The sequence below is a fragment of the uncultured Azonexus sp. genome (assembly GCF_937982035.1).
Lineage (GTDB): Bacteria > Pseudomonadota > Gammaproteobacteria > Burkholderiales > Rhodocyclaceae > Azonexus.
In genome coordinates this window covers 55,463-73,132 of sequence record NZ_CALJNI010000004.1, presented here as the reverse complement: position 1 = coordinate 73,132, position 17,670 = coordinate 55,463, and the positions used below count along the sequence as shown (strand labels likewise).

General features: G+C 66.9%; 21 protein-coding genes. 20 read left to right on the top strand and 1 reads right to left on the bottom strand.

What is annotated here, in order from left to right; translation table 11 throughout:
* The first annotated feature begins 144 nt into the window (after positions 1-144).
* From Q0799_RS02970 to dsbD, 10 genes are read left to right on the top strand one after another with little or no spacing between them, the layout of a single operon-like run.
* The gene (locus Q0799_RS02970) at positions 145-348 is read left to right on the top strand and encodes a hypothetical protein (RefSeq protein WP_298394003.1); all 204 of its coding nucleotides are present in this window, start codon (positions 145-147) and stop codon (positions 346-348) included.
* Positions 349-1,029, top strand: coding sequence for a pseudouridine synthase (locus Q0799_RS02965; RefSeq protein WP_298394001.1), 681 nt, complete (start codon positions 349-351; stop codon positions 1,027-1,029).
* Between the two features lie 42 nt (positions 1,030-1,071).
* Complete coding sequence (locus Q0799_RS02960) at positions 1,072-2,490, top strand: sodium:solute symporter family protein (RefSeq protein ID WP_298393999.1); 1,419 nt, start codon at positions 1,072-1,074, stop codon at positions 2,488-2,490.
* A 31-nt stretch (positions 2,491-2,521) separates the two neighbouring features.
* Positions 2,522-3,595 (top strand): VanZ family protein, encoded by a 1,074-nt coding sequence (locus Q0799_RS02955; RefSeq protein WP_298393997.1) that lies wholly within the window; start codon positions 2,522-2,524, stop codon positions 3,593-3,595.
* Positions 3,596-3,637: 42 nt separating this feature from the next.
* Positions 3,638-3,946, top strand: coding sequence for an NAD(P)H-dependent oxidoreductase subunit E (locus Q0799_RS02950; protein ID WP_028993844.1), 309 nt, complete (start codon positions 3,638-3,640; stop codon positions 3,944-3,946).
* Positions 3,943-4,581, top strand: a complete 639-nt coding sequence (locus Q0799_RS02945; RefSeq protein ID WP_298393993.1) for a thioesterase domain-containing protein — start codon at positions 3,943-3,945, stop codon at positions 4,579-4,581. Before Q0799_RS02950 ends, Q0799_RS02945 begins: the two co-directional genes overlap by 4 nt.
* The gene (locus Q0799_RS02940; protein ID WP_298393991.1) at positions 4,569-5,486 is read left to right on the top strand and encodes an ATP-binding cassette domain-containing protein; all 918 of its coding nucleotides are present in this window, start codon (positions 4,569-4,571) and stop codon (positions 5,484-5,486) included. Before Q0799_RS02945 ends, Q0799_RS02940 begins: the two co-directional genes overlap by 13 nt.
* Positions 5,486-6,244, top strand: coding sequence for an ABC transporter permease (locus tag Q0799_RS02935; protein WP_298393989.1), 759 nt, complete (start codon positions 5,486-5,488; stop codon positions 6,242-6,244). Before Q0799_RS02940 ends, Q0799_RS02935 begins: the two co-directional genes overlap by 1 nt.
* Positions 6,245-6,253: 9 nt before the next feature.
* On the top strand, positions 6,254-6,571 hold the full coding sequence (gene cutA, locus Q0799_RS02930; protein WP_298393987.1) for a divalent-cation tolerance protein CutA: 318 nt from the start codon (positions 6,254-6,256) through the stop codon (positions 6,569-6,571).
* A gap of 2 nt (positions 6,572-6,573) precedes the next feature.
* Positions 6,574-8,331, top strand: coding sequence for a protein-disulfide reductase DsbD (dsbD, locus tag Q0799_RS02925; protein WP_298394993.1), 1,758 nt, complete (start codon positions 6,574-6,576; stop codon positions 8,329-8,331).
* Positions 8,332-8,344: 13 nt separating this feature from the next.
* Here dsbD and Q0799_RS02920 read toward each other — a convergent pair whose 3' ends face one another.
* Positions 8,345-9,034 carry a phosphatase PAP2 family protein gene (locus Q0799_RS02920; RefSeq protein WP_298393985.1) on the bottom strand — a complete coding sequence of 230 codons (690 nt, stop codon included), beginning with the start codon at positions 9,032-9,034 and terminating at the stop codon, positions 8,345-8,347.
* Positions 9,035-9,151: 117 nt separating this feature from the next.
* On the opposite strand from Q0799_RS02920, the gene Q0799_RS02915 reads away from it, so the two are divergent.
* Genes Q0799_RS02915 through Q0799_RS02870 form a run of 10 tightly spaced genes read left to right on the top strand, consistent with a single transcriptional unit; the run spans position 9,152 to position 17,669 of the window.
* Complete coding sequence (locus Q0799_RS02915) at positions 9,152-9,391, top strand: acyl carrier protein (RefSeq protein WP_298393983.1); 240 nt, start codon at positions 9,152-9,154, stop codon at positions 9,389-9,391.
* Between the two features lie 3 nt (positions 9,392-9,394).
* Positions 9,395-10,642, top strand: a complete 1,248-nt coding sequence (locus Q0799_RS02910) for a beta-ketoacyl synthase (protein WP_298393980.1) — start codon at positions 9,395-9,397, stop codon at positions 10,640-10,642.
* Positions 10,643-10,657: 15 nt separating this feature from the next.
* Positions 10,658-10,942 (top strand): phosphopantetheine-binding protein, encoded by a 285-nt coding sequence (locus tag Q0799_RS02905; RefSeq protein WP_281981624.1) that lies wholly within the window; start codon positions 10,658-10,660, stop codon positions 10,940-10,942.
* On the top strand, positions 10,942-11,601 hold the full coding sequence (locus tag Q0799_RS02900) for a hypothetical protein (RefSeq protein ID WP_298393977.1): 660 nt from the start codon (positions 10,942-10,944) through the stop codon (positions 11,599-11,601). Before Q0799_RS02905 ends, Q0799_RS02900 begins: the two co-directional genes overlap by 1 nt.
* Positions 11,598-12,935 (top strand): AMP-binding protein, encoded by a 1,338-nt coding sequence (locus Q0799_RS02895; protein ID WP_298393975.1) that lies wholly within the window; start codon positions 11,598-11,600, stop codon positions 12,933-12,935. Before Q0799_RS02900 ends, Q0799_RS02895 begins: the two co-directional genes overlap by 4 nt.
* The gene (locus Q0799_RS02890) at positions 12,928-13,233 is read left to right on the top strand and encodes a hypothetical protein (RefSeq protein ID WP_298393973.1); all 306 of its coding nucleotides are present in this window, start codon (positions 12,928-12,930) and stop codon (positions 13,231-13,233) included. The genes Q0799_RS02895 and Q0799_RS02890 overlap by 8 nt, the downstream gene beginning before the upstream one ends.
* Positions 13,230-14,129 carry an acyl-CoA synthetase gene (locus tag Q0799_RS02885; protein WP_298393971.1) on the top strand — a complete coding sequence of 300 codons (900 nt, stop codon included), beginning with the start codon at positions 13,230-13,232 and terminating at the stop codon, positions 14,127-14,129. The genes Q0799_RS02890 and Q0799_RS02885 overlap by 4 nt, the downstream gene beginning before the upstream one ends.
* Positions 14,126-14,695, top strand: coding sequence for a LolA-related protein (locus Q0799_RS02880; protein WP_298393969.1), 570 nt, complete (start codon positions 14,126-14,128; stop codon positions 14,693-14,695). The genes Q0799_RS02885 and Q0799_RS02880 overlap by 4 nt, the downstream gene beginning before the upstream one ends.
* The gene (locus Q0799_RS02875) at positions 14,692-17,031 is read left to right on the top strand and encodes an MMPL family transporter (RefSeq protein WP_298393967.1); all 2,340 of its coding nucleotides are present in this window, start codon (positions 14,692-14,694) and stop codon (positions 17,029-17,031) included. Before Q0799_RS02880 ends, Q0799_RS02875 begins: the two co-directional genes overlap by 4 nt.
* Positions 17,028-17,669 (top strand): hypothetical protein, encoded by a 642-nt coding sequence (locus Q0799_RS02870; RefSeq protein WP_298393965.1) that lies wholly within the window; start codon positions 17,028-17,030, stop codon positions 17,667-17,669. Before Q0799_RS02875 ends, Q0799_RS02870 begins: the two co-directional genes overlap by 4 nt.
* The last annotated feature ends 1 nt before the right edge of the window (position 17,670 follow it).

Genomic DNA, 17,670 nt, shown 5'->3' with positions numbered 1-17,670 from the left:
CTGCATCGAAAGCCGTTTTGCCGAAATGACAATGGCAAATACGGATTTTAGGGAAGATGGCGGCAGGCGCGGTATATTCTTCGCCCCTTGCCTGCGCCGCTAAAACCATCACCGGCCAAACACTGTACAACTATACAGTATTCAATGAAAAAACCATTGCTCCTTTCGTATGCGCTCGCCGGCCTGCTACTGGCCACCGGCACCCAGGCCGCACCGGCGCCCTGGCACTGGTGGGTCAGCAAGGCGGACGGTGCGCGCATCTGCATGCAGACCCCGCCGGGCGAAGGCTGGGCCTACAGCCGCGGCCCCTACCGCGATGCCCGGTGCACGCTGCCGGCCCGTCGCTGAATGAGCGTCTATCTGCCGCCGACCGATGCGCTGACGATCATCCATGTCGATGACGGACTGGTGGTCGTGGGCAAGCCGTCCGGGCTGCTTTCCGTCCCCGGCCGCGGCGAGGACAAGCAGGATTGCGTGATCAGCCGCCTGCTGCGCGATTTCCCGGAAGCGATGATCGCCCACCGACTCGACATGTCGACCTCGGGACTGCTCGTCGTGGCGCGGGGCGAAGCGATGCAGAAGGCGATGTACAAACTGTTCCGCGACCGCGCCGTGGACAAGCGCTATCTGGCCACGGTCGCCGGCGTGGTCGAAGCGGATGCCGGCGAGATCGACCTGCCGCTGATCTGCGACTGGCCGAACCGCCCCCGGCAGATGGTCAGCCACGAACTGGGCAAGCCTTCGCTGACCCGCTTCCGCGTCATCGAACGCTGCACGGCTGAACAACTGACGCGGATCGAACTGGAACCAGTGACCGGCCGTTCGCACCAGTTGCGGGTCCATCTGGCCGCGCTCGGCCACCCCATACTGGGCGACGAACTCTACGCCGGGGCTGCCGCCGAACGGGCGCCGCGCCTGCTGTTGCATGCGGCAGAAATTGCCTTCGTCCATCCGCAAAGCGGCAAGCCGGTGAAATTTGTCAGTCCGGCACCTTTTTTTCCCATCGCCAAAGCCGCAATAACCTTATAATCCCTCGCGTTTTCAACCCCTTGCCGCAGTCGACCCCACGCCATGCTGATCTGGTTCGTCGTCATCTATCTCGTCATTTCCATCGGCATCGGCCTGTACGCCGCCACCCGCGTCCATAGCGCCCGCGACTACATCGTCGCCGGCCGCAACCTGCCTTTCCCCTTCATCCTGGCAATGGTCTTCGCCACCTGGTTCGGCGCCGAAACCGTACTCGGCATTTCCGCCACCTTCATCGACGAAGGCTTTCGCGGGCTGATTTCCGACCCGCTCGGCGCCTCGGTCTGCCTGGTGCTGTTCGGCCTGGTCTTCGCCCGCCCGCTGTACCGCCTGAACCTGCTGACGCTGGGCGACTTCTTCCGGGTCCGTTACAACCGCCATACCGAAGTCGCACTGTCCACCGCCATCATCGTTTCCTACCTCGGCTGGGTCGGCGCCCAGATGGCCGCGCTCGGCCTGGTCTTCAACGTCCTCTCCGACGGCGCCATCGCGGTCAACCACGGCATCCTCATCGGCGCCGGCGTGGTCCTCGTCTACACCCTGTTCGGCGGCATGTGGTCGGTGGCGATGACCACCTTCGTCCAGATGATCGTCATCGTCCTCGGACTGATCTACGTGACCTGGCTGGCCGGCGACATGGCCGGCGGCTTCTCGACCGTGCTCGACAAGGCGGCCGCCGAAGGCAAGCTCAACTTCCTGCCGACCGCCGACCTGATCGACATCCTCTCGTGGATTGCCGCCTTGCTGACCATGGCCCTGGGGTCGATCCCGCAACAGGACGTTTTCCAGCGAGTGAATGCCTCGAAAAACGAATGGGTCGCCGTCTGGGGCACGACCATCGGCGGCGTCTGCTATTTCTTCTTCGCCGCGGTGCCGCTGTTCCTCGCCTATTCGGCGACGATCATCGACCCGGCCATGGTCGAGCGTTTCATGGCCGAGGATTCGCAACTGATCCTGCCGCAACTGATCGTCGATTACATGCCGATGGCGGCCCAGATCGTCTTCTTCGGCGCCTTGCTGTCGGTGATCATGAGTACCGCCTCGGGCACCTTGCTGGCCCCGGCGGTGACCTTCTCGGAAAACATCCTGCGCGGCTACATCCGCGACATGAGCGACCGCCAGCTGCTGCTCGCCACGCGCGGCGCAGTCGTCGTATTCACCTGCCTGGTTGCTGCCTACGCGGTATCGACCAACGCCACCATCCATCACATGGTCGAAAGCGCCTACCGGATCACCCTGTCCGGCGCCTTCGTGCCGCTGGTCGCCGGTCTGTTCTGGCGCCGTGCCAACAACCTCGGCGCCGCCCTGGCGATCATCTTCGGCATCGGCACCTGGCTGTTCTGCGAACTCTTCGTACCCGAAGGCGACATCGAGCCACAACTCTACGGCCTGATCGCCAGCGCCATCGGCATGCTGATCGGCGCCTACCTGCGCCCGGCCCGCGACGCCGCCACGGCAAGCTGACGCCGGCGTGCGCAGAGCCTAGAATTCCGCCATGTCCCAACATGGCCGGCGCCCCATCGTTCTCGCCCGTTACCTGGCGCTGGCCTGGTGCGGGCTGATCGTCTACGGCAGCCTGCACCCGTTCAGCGGCTGGCAGGATCTGGGCGTCCCGCTGCTGGCCTTCCTTGAGGCCGGCTGGCCCAAATACTGGACGGCCTTCGACCTGGCCGCCAATGTCGCCGTCTATCTGCCGCTCGGCTTCTTCCTGGTCCTTGCGTTGAGCCGGTTGCCCGGGCGTTTCACCGCCTTGTGCCTGGCCACGCTGTTGGCCGGCGGGCTGAGCCTGGCTATGGAAATCCTGCAGAACTGGCTGCCCACGCGTATTCCGTCGAATCTCGACCTGGCCTGCAATACCCTGGGCGGACTGATCGGCGCCATCTGGGCGCAGCGTCTCGGGCCACGGGTATTTTCCCGTCTCGAATCGACGGCGCACCGCCTGCTGGCACCGCTGCCGCACGGCGAGCTCGGCCTGACCTTGCTGGGCCTGTGGATGATGGTGCCGCTGTCGCCGGAAACCCTGCTGTTTGGCGCCGGCGACTTGCGCCAGCTACTGTCCTACACGCCGCCGATTCCCTTTTCGGCCGACAGCTATGCGCTGATCGAAGCCGGCATCACTGCCTGCAATGCAGTCGCCGTCGGCCTGATCCTGCGCGGGCTGCTGGCCAGGCGGCGTTTCGCCTACCTGATCGTGCCGATGTTCCTGCTCTGCGGACTGGCGGTGCGCATGCTCGGCGCCGCCATCCTGGTCAGTCCGGCCGAGGCCATGGCCTGGCTGACGCCGGGCGCCCGCCAGGGCCTGCTCGCCGCCGCCGCCGTGCTGCTGCTGAGCCTGTGGTTGCCGGCCCGCGCCAGCCTGCTGCTGGCCGCCCTGGCGCTGATCGCCGGCACCCTGCTGGTCAACCTGGCGCCGGCCAATCCGTACTCCGCCGCCGCACTGGCCGCCTGGCGACAAGGGCACTTTCTCAATTTCAACGGTCTAACCCGGCTGGTCGCCAGCCTCTGGCCCTTCCTGGCGCTGCCTTTCCTGTGGCTGACCGTCAGGGGCATGCGCTGGCGTTCCACGTGAAACGGCGCCGCCTATAATGGCTGGCTCTAACGGAGATCAACAATGAGCTATTTCCAGCACCACGTATTCATCTGCACCAACCAGCGCGAGGGCGGTGAAGCCTGCTGCAACAACGTCGGCGGCAGCGATGCCTTCGCCTACGCCAAAGACCGCATCGGCGCCCTCAAGCGCAATGGCGCCGGCGCCGTGCGCATCAACAAGGCGGGTTGCCTCGGCCGCTGCGACAACGGCCCGGTGATGGTCGTCTACCCCGAAGAAACCTGGTACAGCTTCGTCGATAACGAGGATGTCGAGGAAATCGTCCAGGAACACCTGATCAACGGCCGCGTCGTCGAACGCCTGAAACTATGAAAGTTCTCGAAGAAAAGATCACCGTCGCCGGCCCGGTCGGCAACATCGACGTCATCATGGAGCGCCCCGATGCGCCGCGCGGCATCGCGCTGGTCGCCCACCCGCACCCGATCGGTGGCGGCGCCAACACCAACAAGGTTGCCTACACACTGGCCAAGACCTTCGTCAGCCTCGGTTATGCCGCCTTCCGCCCGAATTTCCGCGGCGTCGGCGGTACCGAGGGCGTGCACGATGAAGGCATCGGCGAAACCGACGACCTGCTCGCCGTGCTGCACGACGCCAAGCTGCGCTGCGGCGACATCCCGGTGGCACTGGCCGGTTTCTCCTTCGGCGCCTACTGCCAGACGCGCGTCGCCAAACGCCTCGAGGAAGCCGGTCATCCGGCGCAGCGCCTGGTCCTGGTCGGCACCGCCGCCGGTTTTGTCGAAGGCACGCGCCAGTACGACACCGAGAAGGTGCCGCACGACACCATCGTCATCCACGGATCGAGCGACGAAACCGTGCCGCTGGACAACGTCCTCGCCTGGGCACAGCCGAACGACCTGCCGGTCGTCGTCGTCCCCGGCGCCGATCACTTCTTCCACCGCCGCCTGCACCTGATCCGCGACATCGTCACCCGCGCATGGCGGCATTAAACGTTTCCGGCCTGAAGAAACGCTACGGCGACAGCGAAGTCGTCGCCGGGCTGTCGTTCGCCGTCGAACCCGGCACCTGTTTCGGCCTGCTCGGCCCCAACGGTGCCGGCAAGACGACAACGCTGCGCCTGTGCCTCGGCCTGACCGCGCCGGACGCCGGCGACATCACCCTGGCCGGCCGCTCCATCCCGGCCGACGCGCAAGTCGCGCGGGCCAAGGTCGGCGTCGTGCCGCAATTCGACAATCTCGACCCGGATTTCACCTGCGCCGAGAACCTGCTCGTCTTCGGCCGCTATTTCGGGCTCAAGGATGCCGACGTGCGCCAACGCATCCCGTCACTGCTGGAATTCGCCAGCCTGACCAGCAAGGCCGACGCCCGCATCGCCACGCTGTCGGGCGGCATGAAGCGGCGCCTGACCCTGGCCCGTGCGCTGGTGGCCGATCCGGACATCGTCTTCCTCGACGAGCCGACCACCGGCCTCGACCCGCAGGCCCGCCACCTGATCTGGGAACGCCTGAAGAAACTGAAATCGGCCGGCAAGACCCTGATCCTGACCACGCATTTCATGGACGAGGCCGAGCGCCTCTGTGACCGCCTGATCGTCATCGATCACGGCCGCAAGATCGCCGAAGGCAGCCCGCGCGAACTGATCGCCGCACACATCGAACCGCAGGTCGTCGAAGTCTTTGACGAAGCCGCCGGCACGCTGCCCGCCTTTGTCGACGCGCATCGCCAACTGGCCGATCGGGTCGAGCAGAGCGGCGAAACCGCCTTCTTCTACTGCCGCGACCCGCAACCGCTGCTGGCCGCGCTGGCCGGCGCCGACGGCCTGCGCTACGTGCATCGCGCTTCCAACCTGGAAGACGTGTTCATCAAGCTGACCGGGCGGGAGTTGAGAGACTGATGAACCGCCCCGGCTTCTTCCCCGTCTGGCAGCGCAACTTCCTCGTCTGGAAGAAACTCGCGCTGCCGTCCATCCTCGGCAACCTGGCCGACCCGCTGATCTACATGCTCGGCCTTGGCTACGGACTCGGCGCCATGCTGCCGGAAATCGGCGGCCAGCCCTACATCGCCTTCCTGGCAGCCGGCACCATCTGCGCCTCGACGATGAACGCGGCGACCTTCGAGGCCTTGTATTCGTCGTTCTCGCGCATGCACGTGCAGAAAACCTGGGACGCCATCCTCAACACGCCGCTTGGGCTGACCGATGTCGTCGCCGGCGAACTGTTCTGGGCGGCAACCAAGTCCTTCTTTTCCGGCTGCGCCATCCTCGTCGTCGTCACCGTCATGGGCCTGACCAACGGCCCGCTGGCGCTGTTCATCCTGCCGGCCATCGTCCTCACCGGCCTGGCCTTCGCCGCGCTGGGGCTGATCTGGAACGCGCTGGCGCCGTCCTACGATTTCTTCATGTACTACTTCACCTTGTTCATCACGCCGATGACGCTGATTTCCGGGGTTTTCTTCCCCACTGACCAACTGCCCGGCTGGCTTGCGCTGATCGGCGCCTGGCTACCGCTGGCCCAGGGCGTTGCGCTGGTACGGCCGCTGCTCGCCGGCGAGGTGCCGACCGACATCGCGCTGCACGTCGGCGTGCTGCTGGCGACCACGGCCATCGCCTTCGTCATCGCCTTGCGTCTGACCCGGCGCCGCCTGCTCAAGTAAAATCAACCGATGGAAAACCTGCTCGTCCTCACCAACTGCCCCGACGAAGCCGTCGCCAATGCCATCGCGCTGGCGGTCGTCGAGGAAAAACTGGCCGCCTGTGTCAATATCCTGCCGCGCGTCCAGTCCGTCTATCGCTGGCAGGGTACGGTCGAATCGGCGTCGGAAATCCCGCTGCTGATCAAGACCACGGCTGCCGCTTATCCGGCGCTGGAACAGCGGATTGCCGAACTGCACCCCTACGCGGTGCCGGAAATCATCGCCCTGCCGATTCGCCACGGCCTGCCGGCCTACCTGAACTGGCTGGCCGCCGAGACACGCCAATGATCATGCGCACGCTCTTCCTCCTCTTCGCCTTCCTGGCCTCGCTGGTCCATGCCCAGGAATTCCTCGATCCGCTGGTTGCCTTCAAGCCGAGCGCCCGGGCGCTCGACGGGGAAACGGTCGAAATCCGCTACGAGATCGCCAAGGATTACTACCTCTATGGCGACAAGTTCCGCGTCCATCCGGTCGACGACGGCATCGTCCTCGGGCCGCTGCAGGTGCCCAAGGGGAAAGAAAAGAACGACGAGAATTTCGGCCTGGTCGAGGTTTTCTACAAGGAGGCGGTGTTCCGCGTGCCGGTCGAGCGCAACAGTTCCGGCGAATTGCCGCTGCGCCTCGATGTCATCTCGCAGGGCTGCGCCGAAGCCGGCGTCTGCTACCCGCCGCAGACCCAGACCGTCGCCGTCGTCCTGCCCGACCCGGCGAGCACCCCCAGGGCGGCGCCGATGGCCAGCACCGCTGCATCCGGCGACGAAAGCGGCCTGATTGCCCAGACGCTCAAGGACGCCGGTTTCTGGACCATCCTCGGCATCTTCTTCCTGGCCGGCCTCGGCCTGTCGCTGACGCCCTGCGTCTTCCCGATGATTCCCATCCTTTCCGGCATCATCGCCGGTCAGGGCCATCGGGCGACACGGGGCAGGGCGCTGGCGCTCAGCCTCGCCTACGTCCTCGGCATGGCCGTCACCTACGCCGCCGTCGGCGTCGCCGCCGGCCTGACCGGCACCCTGCTCACCGCGGCGCTGCAGAACGTCTGGGTACTGAGCACCTTTGCGCTGGTCTTCGTGCTCCTGTCTTTGTCGATGTTCGGCTTCTACGAACTGCAGTTGCCAACCGCGCTGCAAAGCAAGCTATCGGAAGAAAGCGGCCACCTGCAGGGCGGGCGAGGCATTTCGGTATTCCTGATGGGCGCGCTGTCGGCGCTGATCGTCGGCCCCTGCGTCGCCGCCCCGCTCGCCGGCGCGCTGCTCTACATCGGCCAGACCGGCGACGCGCTGCTCGGCGGCACGGCGCTGTTCGTCATGGCCCTGGGCATGGGCGCGCCGCTGATCGCCGTCGGCGTGGCCGGCGGCTCGCTGCTGCCGAAAACCGGCCCGTGGATGGAAGGCGTCAAGAAGACCTTCGGCGTACTGCTGCTGGCCACCGCGCTGTGGCTGGTGTCGCCGGTCATTCCGGCGGCCGTCGCCATGGTCGGCTGGGCGCTGCTGTTCATCGTCCCGGCGATCTACCTGCACGCACTCGACCCCTTGCCGCCGCACGCAAAGAACTGGCAGAAATTCTGGAAGGGCATCGGCATCGTCTTGCTGCTGACCGGCGCCGCGCTGCTGGTCGGCGCCCTGGCCGGCAGCCGCGACCCGCTGCAGCCGCTGGCCGCCCTGCGCGGCGGCGCGATTGCCGCCGAAGCACAGAAGTTGCCGTTCGAGCCGGTTCGCTCGGTGGCCGAACTCGACGCCCGCCTGGCCGCCGCCGACCGGCCGGTGATGCTCGATTTCTACGCCGACTGGTGCGTATCGTGCAAGGAAATGGAGAAATTCACCTTCACCGACCCGGCCGTACGCGCCAAAATGTCCGGGTTCATCCTGCTCAAGGCCGACGTCACCGGCAACACCGCCGACGACAAGGCCCTGCTCGCCCGCTTCGGTCTCTACGGCCCACCCGGCATCATCTTCTTCACGCCCAAGGGCGAGGAAGTCCAGGGCGTGCGCGTGGTCGGTTTCCAGAATGCCGAGAAATTCCTGACCAGCCTGCAACGGGCGACCGGCTAAGCACTCCCGTCGTTCACAAGCGGGACAGTCCACAGCGGTGGCCGACATGGCGTAGCGAGATCAGCGCAAATGCCATACCAACCAAGCCCCCGGCCAGCACATCGAGCACCACATGCTGGCGTGTGGCCACGGTCGACCAGATGATCAGCGTGCAGCACACCCAGTTGATCCAGCCAAGCAGCGCCGGCGCGCCGACGTTGCGCAACACGCGGGCCAGCCAGCAGGCGGCGAATACGGCCGAACCCACATGCAGGGAAGGGCAGGCGTTGCCGCCGGCATCGATGCCCTTGATCACTGCCATCTGCGGGTACTGCCGCCAGTCGATGTCGGCCAGCGGAACCGCGGTCGGCCAGAACCAGAACAGGGCGAGGCAGAACAGGCAGAGGGCGGCAATCCAGGCCCCGAAGCCGAGCAGCGAACGCAGGCTGCCGAGCAGGGCCGGCGGTAGCGACACATAGACCCAGAGCGAGACGTAGAACGGGTAGGCCAGCGGCGTAAACGGAATCCAGCGATCGACGAATACCTCGGGCATGGTCACCGCCGGTCGCAGGGGATACTGCAGGACGGCAAAATACCCCCAGAAAAACAAAGCCATGAAGGCCATGGTCCCGACCGCCTTGAGCGGCCAGAGCAGGGCGAAGCGCCCGGCAAGCTGACGGTACCAGGGCAAACTGCGGTAGGAGTCGGGAAGTTCTAGACGCATGCGGGAAACGGAAACAGGGCCGGCACATGGTATCAAATCCGGGGCAGCCGCCCGTCATGACAGGGAGCCGGGGACAAATCTTTGGAAAACAGGGGCTTTCGGCTAAAATCCGCGCCTATGGATTGCATTGGACTGATACGCGAATTTCTCAAGGACCGCCTGGGTGCCGACCCGGAGACGGTGGTGCCGGGTGCCCTGCTGGCCGACCTCGGTGTCGATTCGCTGATGATGCTCGAACTGATGTTCGAGTTCGAAGATCACTTCGGCATCAAGCTGGCGTCCGATCTCAAGACGCCGGGCACCGTTGGCGAACTGGTCGAGCTGATGGACCGCTTGATCGCCGAACAGAAGTCCTGAGCGATGAATCGGCGGCGGGTGGCAATTACTGGCCTGGGCCTGGTCAGTCCCTACGGCGGCGATCTGGCGGATTTCTTCCGGCGCCTCTGCGCAGGCGAATCGGCGGTCCGTCATCTGCTGACCGACGACGCGCCGCGCCCCTTGTCGATGCCTTTCGTCAGTTGTCCCGACTTTGACCCCGACGCCGCCCTCGGCAAGCCGCTGGCCTCGATGATGGACCGCTTCGCCCAGCTCGGCATGGCCGCAGCCTTTGCCGCCTGGGACGATGCCAGCCTGGCCCGGCACGCTGAAGGCAACACGCGTGACCGCTGGGGCTGCGCCTGGGGCACCGCACTCGGCGGCACGCTGGCTTACGAGAAGGGCTACCGCGAACTCTGGCAGAAGGGTCGCGAACGCCTGTCGCCGCTGGCCGTGGTGCTCGGCATGAACAACGCGGCCAACGCCCACATTTCCATCCAGCTCGGACTGGGCGGCGTCAGCATGAGCCACACCGTCGCCTGTGCCTCATCGTCGATCGCCATCGGCGAAGCTTTCCGCCGCGTCCGCTCGGGTGAGGCAACGATCATGGTCACCGGCGGCTCCGATGTCCCGCAGGCTTACGGTGTCGCCCGTGCCTGGGAAGCCCTGCGCGTGCTTGCCCCCGGCGATGCCGACAGCGCCCCGCGCGCCTGCCGGCCGTTTTCTGCCGACCGCCGCGGCCTGGTACTGGGCGAGGGTGGCGCCGCGCTAGTCCTCGAGGACTGGGACCACGCCGTCGCTCGGGGCGCCCGCATTCACGGCGAGATCGTCGGCTACGGCAGCAGTTGCGACCACAGCCACCTGGTCAAGCCGGACGCCGCCGGACAGGTCCGCGCCCTGCGCGACACGCTGGACGACGCCGGCCTCGACAGCAGCGACATCGATTACGTCAATGCCCACGGCACCGCCACCGCCGAAGGCGACCCGGTCGAAATTGCCGCCCTGAAGACGGTTTTCGGCGACGCCGCCGGCCGCCTGGCGGTCAGCGCCACCAAGTCGATGCACGGTCACCTGCTCGGCGCCGCCGGCGCAATCGAGGCAATTGCCACCGTCCTCGCCCTGCGCGAACAGCACCTGCCGCCGACCGCCCACCTGACCGAGCTTGATCCGGCCTGCGCCGGCGTCGACCACGTCACCGTCGCCCGCCAGCAGCCGCTGCGGGCCGCCCTTTCCAACTCCTTTGCCTTTGGCGGCAGCAACGCCGTGCTCGCGTTCCGCGCCGTCGCCTCCTGAAGCCAGGAACACCTCATGACCACCACGCCCACCCCGGAAACCGTCGCCGCGCTGCTGCCGGAAATCGCCGAACTGATCGTCTCCGCCCTCAATCTCGAAATGACGCCGGCCGAAATCGACGCTGACGCGCCGCTGTTCGGCGAAGGCCTGGGCCTGGATTCGATCGATGTCCTGGAAATCTCGCTGGTCGTCTCCAAGCGCTACGGCTTCCAGTTGCGTTCGGACAACGAGGACAACGTCCGCATCTTCTCCTCGCTGCGCGCCCTGACCGCGCATATCGCCAGCCAGCGCAGCCAGTAATGTCGACCGGCCCGGTCCCGCTGCTGCGCGGCCTGGCCGTGCTCCTGCTGTTCGCAGCCTGGGCCGTGGCCGCCCACTTCGGCAGCGCCGGCGGCGGCCATCCCGACATCAATACCACGCTCGGCGTCCTGCCCCTGGTCTTCGTCGCCGGTTTGCTGCTGTGGCGCCAGAGCGCCCTCTGGCTGCGCATCGCCGGCGTGTTGGCCGGCGTCCTGCTGCTTGCCTGGCTGTGGCCGCAACTGCGACAGAACGTCGCCCTGCTGTACTACCTGCAGCACCTCGGCACCCATGTCGCGCTCGGCATCCTGTTCGGTCGCACGCTGTTCGGTCCCGGCGAAGCCCTGATCACGCGCATTGCCCGGACCGTTTTCCGGGACGGCATTTCCGAACGCAAGGCGCGTTACACGCGCCAGGTGACCGTCGCCTGGACCGCCTTCTTCTTCGGCAATGCCGGCGTATCGACCCTGCTGTTCCTGTTCGCACCGGCCGAGATCTGGTCGATCCACGCCAATCTGCTGACCGGCCCGCTGATCGGCCTGATGTTCCTGGCCGAACACCTGGTTCGGCTGCGTGTCCTGCCGCCGGAGGAGCGCCCGAGCTTTCTCACGGTGATCCAGGCCTACCGGGCCGGCACCCGCCCGACGGAGCGCACGCCATGAGCCTGCGTCCCCTGATCGCGCGCCACGGGCTCGACGACACGCTGGCCTGGCGGGCCGACGGGCCGGTCAGCGTCCGCCGCTTCCTGGCCGAGTCCAGCGCCCTGGCCCGCCAACTGCCGGCCGGCGACTGCCTGCTCAATGTCTGCACCGACCGCTACCGTTTCGCCGTCGGCTTCGTCGCCGGCCTGCTGGCCGGCAAGACCAGCCTGCAACCGGCCTCGCAATCGGCCGAGACCCTGGCGCAGATCGAAGCTGCGCATCCCGGCACCGTTTGCCTGCGCGATGGCCCGTTCGCTGCCGGCACGCTGCCCTGCGTCGATTTCCCCGACCTGTCGGCAGTTGCTCCCGAAGATATCCGCGAAATCCCGGGTATCGCTGCCGAACGCGTCGTCGCCATTTTGTTTACCTCCGGCTCCACCGGCCTGCCGCAGGCGCACCGCAAGACCTGGGGCAAGCTGGTCGACAACGCCGAGGCCGGCGCCCGCGCGCTCGGCCTGCTGGCAACACCGATGAACATCGTCGGCACGGTGCCGGCACAGCACAGTTTCGGCTTCGAATCGACCTTCCTGCTGGCGCTGCATGGCGGCTGCCGTTTCTGGGCCGGCAAGCCCTTCTACCCGCAGGACATCGCCGCCGCGCTGGCCGCGGTGCCGCAACCCCGCCTGCTGGTGACCACGCCCTTCCACCTGTCCACGCTGCTCGCCGCCGACATTCCGCTGCCGCCGCTCGACCTGCTGCTGTCGGCCACCGCGCCGCTGTCGGCCGATCTCGCCGGCCGGGCCGAAGCCCGTTGCGGCGCACCGGTCCGGGAAATCTACGGGTCGACCGAAAGCGGCCAGCTGGCCAGCCGGCGCACCCTGGCCGGCCCGCGCTGGCAACTGCTGCCAGGGGTCAGGCTGAGCAGCGACGGCGACCAGACCTGTGCCGAAGGCGGTCATGTCGAGGGCAGGGTGCCGCTCGGCGACCGCATCGACTGCCACGACGACGGCAGTTTCACCTTGCTCGGCCGGCACAGCGACCTGATCAACATCGCCGGCAAGCGCACCTCGCTGGCCTGGCTCGATCACCAGATCACCAGCATCGCCGGTGTCGTCGATGCCGCCTTTTTCCTGCCCGACGACGACAGTATCGACGGCGTGACCCGCCTGACCGCCTTCGTCGTCGCCCCTTCGCTGGACCGCGCGCAACTGCTGCAGGCGCTGCGGCAGCGCATCGACCCGGTCTTCCTGCCGCGACCGCTGACCTTCGTCGACTCGCTGCCGCGCAACAGTACCGGCAAACTGCCCCGGCAGGCCCTGCTGGCGCTCCACGAGGCACGCAAGCCCCATGACTGAGCACCAAGCATTCACCTGGCAAGTGCCCGTCGATCACCCGGCGTTTGCCGGCCATTTCCCCGGGCGGCCGATTGTTCCCGGCGTCGTTCTGCTCGACCGCGCCATGGCCTGTGCCGAAACCTGGCTGGGCCGGCGTGTCGGTGGGTGGCAAGTCGGTAACGCCAAGTTCCTGAGTCCGGTCGGCCCCGGTGAAACCCTGGTCTTCACCCTCAACCGTGCCGCCAATGCGAGCATCGCCTTCAGCGTGCGCGCCGGCGAGCGCCTGGTCGCCAGCGGTAACCTGACGCCCAGCCCATGAAACCGGAAAGCGACTGGCGCCAGCAACAGGAGCGCAGCAACCTGGCGATCCTCAAGCTGATGGTCTGGATTTCGCTGACCTTCGGCCGCGCCGTCGGCCGACTGGTGCTTTACGGCATCGCCGCCTACTACGTCCTGTTCGCACCGACCGCCCGCCGCGCCAGCCGCGCTTACCTGCACCGGGCACTCGGACGCTGGGCGCAATGGACCGACGGCTACCGCCACGTCTTCAACTTTGCCAGCACCATCCACGACCGCATCTACCTGCTCAACGACCGCTTCGACCTGTTCGACATCGAGGTGATCGGTGCCGAAGCCCTCAACGAAGCGCTGGCAAGGCAACCGGGCGCGCTGCTGATCGGCGCCCACCTTGGCAGTTTCGAGGTATTGCGGGCGGTCGGCCGGGGCAGGGCGGGGCTGCAGGTGGCGATGCTGATGTACGAGGAAAACGCTCGCAAGATCAACGCCACCCTGCAGGCAATCAACCCGCGCGCGGCCGAGGACATCCTGCCGCTTGGCCGGGTCGACTCGATGCTCGCCGCCCGCGACCGGCTGGCCCAGGGCTACCTGGTCGGCATGCTGGCCGACCGTGGGCTGGGTAACGACGCGACCCTGGACTGCGATTTTCTCGGCCAGCCCGCCGCCTTTCCGCTCGGCCCCTGGCGCATGGCAGCGATGCTGCAACGGCCGGTCTTCTTCATGGCCGGTCTGTATCTCGGCGGCAACCGCTATCGCATACACTTCGAACCGCTGGCCGATTTTTCGCACGTCACCCGCACCGACCGTGAACAGGCCATCGCCGACGCCGTCCGCGCCTACGCCGGACGACTGGAAGCCCACTGTCGCCAAACGCCCTACAACTGGTTCAACTTCTTCGATTTCTGGCAGAAAAAATGAAAAAGCTCCTCACTGCCGGCCTCTTTTTCGCCCTGCTGGGCCAAAGCGCCTGGGCCGCCTTCGACGTCGGCAGCCTGATGGCGGACCTAGCCCGACACCCGGGCGGCAAGGCGAAGTTCGTCGAAACCCGCTTCCTGGCCGTGCTCGACAAGCCGCTCAAGGCAACCGGCGAGATGATCTACATCGCCCCCGATCGTCTCGAAAAACGCACGCTGACGCCAAAACCGGAACTGATGATCCTCGACAAGGATCTACTGACGCTGGAACGCGACAAGCAGAAATTGTCGATCAACCTGGCCAGCCAGCCGCAGGCGCTGGCTTTCGTGGACAGCATCCGCGGCACGCTGGCCGGCAACCGGGCTGCGCTGGAGCGCAACTACCTCCTTCACCTCTCGGGCACCAGGGAGAAGTGGGTGCTCACCATGCTGCCGCGTGAGCAGCAGATGGCCAGTTTCGTGCTGCGCATCGTGGTCAGCGGCAGCGGCAACCAGATGCGCAGCATCGAATACCTGCAGGCTGACGGCGACCGTTCGCTGCTGACCATCGAACCGGTTGGCGGACGATGAAACCCAGTCCGCTGCGCGTCCTGTTGCTGTGGCTGCTGGCCATGCTGGTCGGCGGCATGATTGCCTGGAACAGCCGCTTTTCCGCCGACATGAGTTTCTTCCTGCCGGCCGAGCCCAGCGCCGAGCAGCAGGTACTGATCGAGCAGATCAAGGAGGGCGCGGTCTCACGCCTGCTGATGCTGGCCATCGTCGGCGGCGACGCGGGCGAACGCGCCGCCGCATCACGCGATCTGCGTCAGCGTCTGGCCGAACAGGATGCTTTCGTCTCGATCCAGAACGGCGAAGCCAGCCACCTTGATCAGGACCGCGACCTGTTGCTGGCCCATCGCTACCTGCTCAGCCCGGCGGTCACGCCAGAACGCTTCACCGTCGACGGACTGCACGCGGCCATCGGCGACAGCATCGACCTGCTGGCCTCGCCGGCCGGCATGTTGTTCAAACCCTTCCTGACCCGCGATCCCACCGGCGAACTGGCCGCCATCCTGGCCGGACTCGGCAGCGCCAGCCAGCCAGCCAGCCGGGACGGCGTGTGGGCATCGCGTGACGGCGAGCGCGCCATGCTGCTGGTGCAGACCCGTGCACTGGGCGCCGACACCGACGGCCAGGAAGCCGCCATCCTCAGCATCCGCAGCGCGTTCGCCGAAACCCGGCAGGCGCTGGGCGCCGAGGGGCTGAGCCTGCAACTCTCCGGCCCCGGTCATTTCGCCGTCGAGGCCCGCGCCCAGATCAAGCACGAAGTCCTGCTGCTGACTTCGATCAGCAGCCTGGCGATCATTGCCGTCCTGTTCTTCATCTACCGCTCGCCGCGACTGATCGGCCTGGGCATGTTGCCGGTCCTCAGCGGTGCGCTCGCCGGCATCGTCGCCGTCAGCCTGGTCTACGGCACGGTCTTCGGCATCACCGTCGGCTTCGGCGCTGCCTTGATCGGCGAGGCCGTCGATTACTCGACTTACTATTTCATGCAATCCGGACGTCTCGGCCTGAACGGCTGGCGCCAGCGTTTCTGGCCGACGATCCGCCTCGGCGTCGCCACCTCGCTCTGCGGTTTCGGTGCACTGCTGTTTTCCGGTTTCCCTGGCCTGGCCCAGCTCGGCCTGTATTCGCTGGCAGGCATCCTGACGGCCGCACTGGTGACCCGCTTCGTCCTGCCCCATCTGGCCGGCCCGGTCGCGGTCACGAACACACCGCGCCCACTGATCAGGCTCATGGAAAGCGGCCTTGACGGCCTGTCCCGGCTGCGCCTGCCGGTACTGTTGCTGGCCGTCATCGCCGCCGGCTGGCTGATCAACCAGCGTGACCAGCTCTGGCATCCCGATCTCTCGGCCCTGAGCACGGTCAGCGAGGCCGATGCACAGATCGACGGCGAGTTGCGCGCCGACCTCGGCGCCCCGGACTCGCGCTACCTGGTCGTCGTCAACGGCGCCGACCGGGAAGCCGCGCTGCAGGCGGCCGAGCGCACCGGCCGGCATCTCGACCGCCTGGTCGACGCCGGCATCATCGGCGGCTACGACAGTCCGGCCCGCTTCCTGCCCAGCCGGGCCAGCCAGGACCAGCGCCGCGCCGCCTTGCCCGAATCCGCCGTCCTGCGCCAACGCCTGGCCGTCGCTCTGGTCGACCTGCCGCTTTCCGCCCACCGCCTGGACGCTTTCGTCGCCGATGTCGAAGCGGCCCGTACGGCACCACCGCTCAGCCGCGAGAATCTGGCCGGCAGCAGCCTGGCGCTGGCCGTCGACAGCCTGATGCTGCAACGCGCCGACGGCTGGAGCGTGCTGTTGCCGCTGCATCCCCGCATCGACGGCGACGAACTGTCGATTCCGGCCGAACAGGTCCGTGCCGCACTGGCCGGCAGCGACGCCCTGTTCATCGACATGAAGGCCGAATTCGACGCTCTCTACAGCGACTACCTGAGCGAAGCGATCCGCCTGTCGCTGGCCGGGGTCGGAGCGGTCATCTTGCTGCTCGCCGTCAGCCTGCGTTCGCCACTGCGCCTGACCGGCGTCCTGCTGCCGCTGCTGATCGCCGTCGTCTTCGTCGTCGCCGGCCTGCACCTGCTGGGGCAGCGGCTGCATCTCCTGCACCTGGTCGGGCTGCTGCTGATCGTCGCCGTCGGCTCCAATTACGCCCTGTTCTTCGACCGCAGCGCCAGCCAGGAAAGACCCGACCCGGAAACGCTCAGTTCGATGGGCGTCGCCAACCTGACCACTGCCATCGGCTTCGGCACGCTGGCCCTGTCCTCGGTCCCGGTACTCAAGGCCATCGGTCTGACCGTCGGTCCCGGCGCCATCCTGGCGCTGCTCCTGGCGGCGATGTTCGTTCCACGTGGAACGCGGACATGAGCACTGCACTGCGCACCCTCCGGCTCGACCAGGGCGGCAGCGACCTGCTGGTGCTGCTGCCGGGTGCCTACATGCGGCCCGAGGATTTCGTCGCCGCCGGTTTCTTTAGCCGTGCCGAAACCCGCCAGCCCGGGCTCGACCTGTGCGCCGTCGACCTCGACCTGGAACGCATTTCCGGCGGCGAGGCGCTACCAGCTGTGCACCGGGATATCCTCGCGCCAGCCCGCCGCGATTACCGCCGGGTCTGGCTCGGCGGTATCTCGCTCGGCGGCCTGCTGGCCCTGTGCCAGGCCGCCGACCAGCCGGACAGCATCGACGGCCTGTGCCTGCTCGCCCCTTATCCGGGCAGTCGCCTGACCACCAATGCCATCCAGGTGGCCGGCGGTATCGACGCCTGGCAGGCCACGCCGGAACAACTGAGCGACCCGGAATTCCGCGTCTGGCACTGGCTGAAGACGCCGCCGTCGCTGCCGGCCTTCATCGGCCACGGCCGCGACGACCGTTTCGCCGCCGGCATGCAACAGCTCGCCGAACGCTTTCCCGAAGCCTGCCGCCACACCGTGCCCGGCGGCCACGATTGGCCAGCCTGGCAGCGACTGTGGGACGATTTCCTGGCCGCCGGCCATTTTTCCGCCTGAG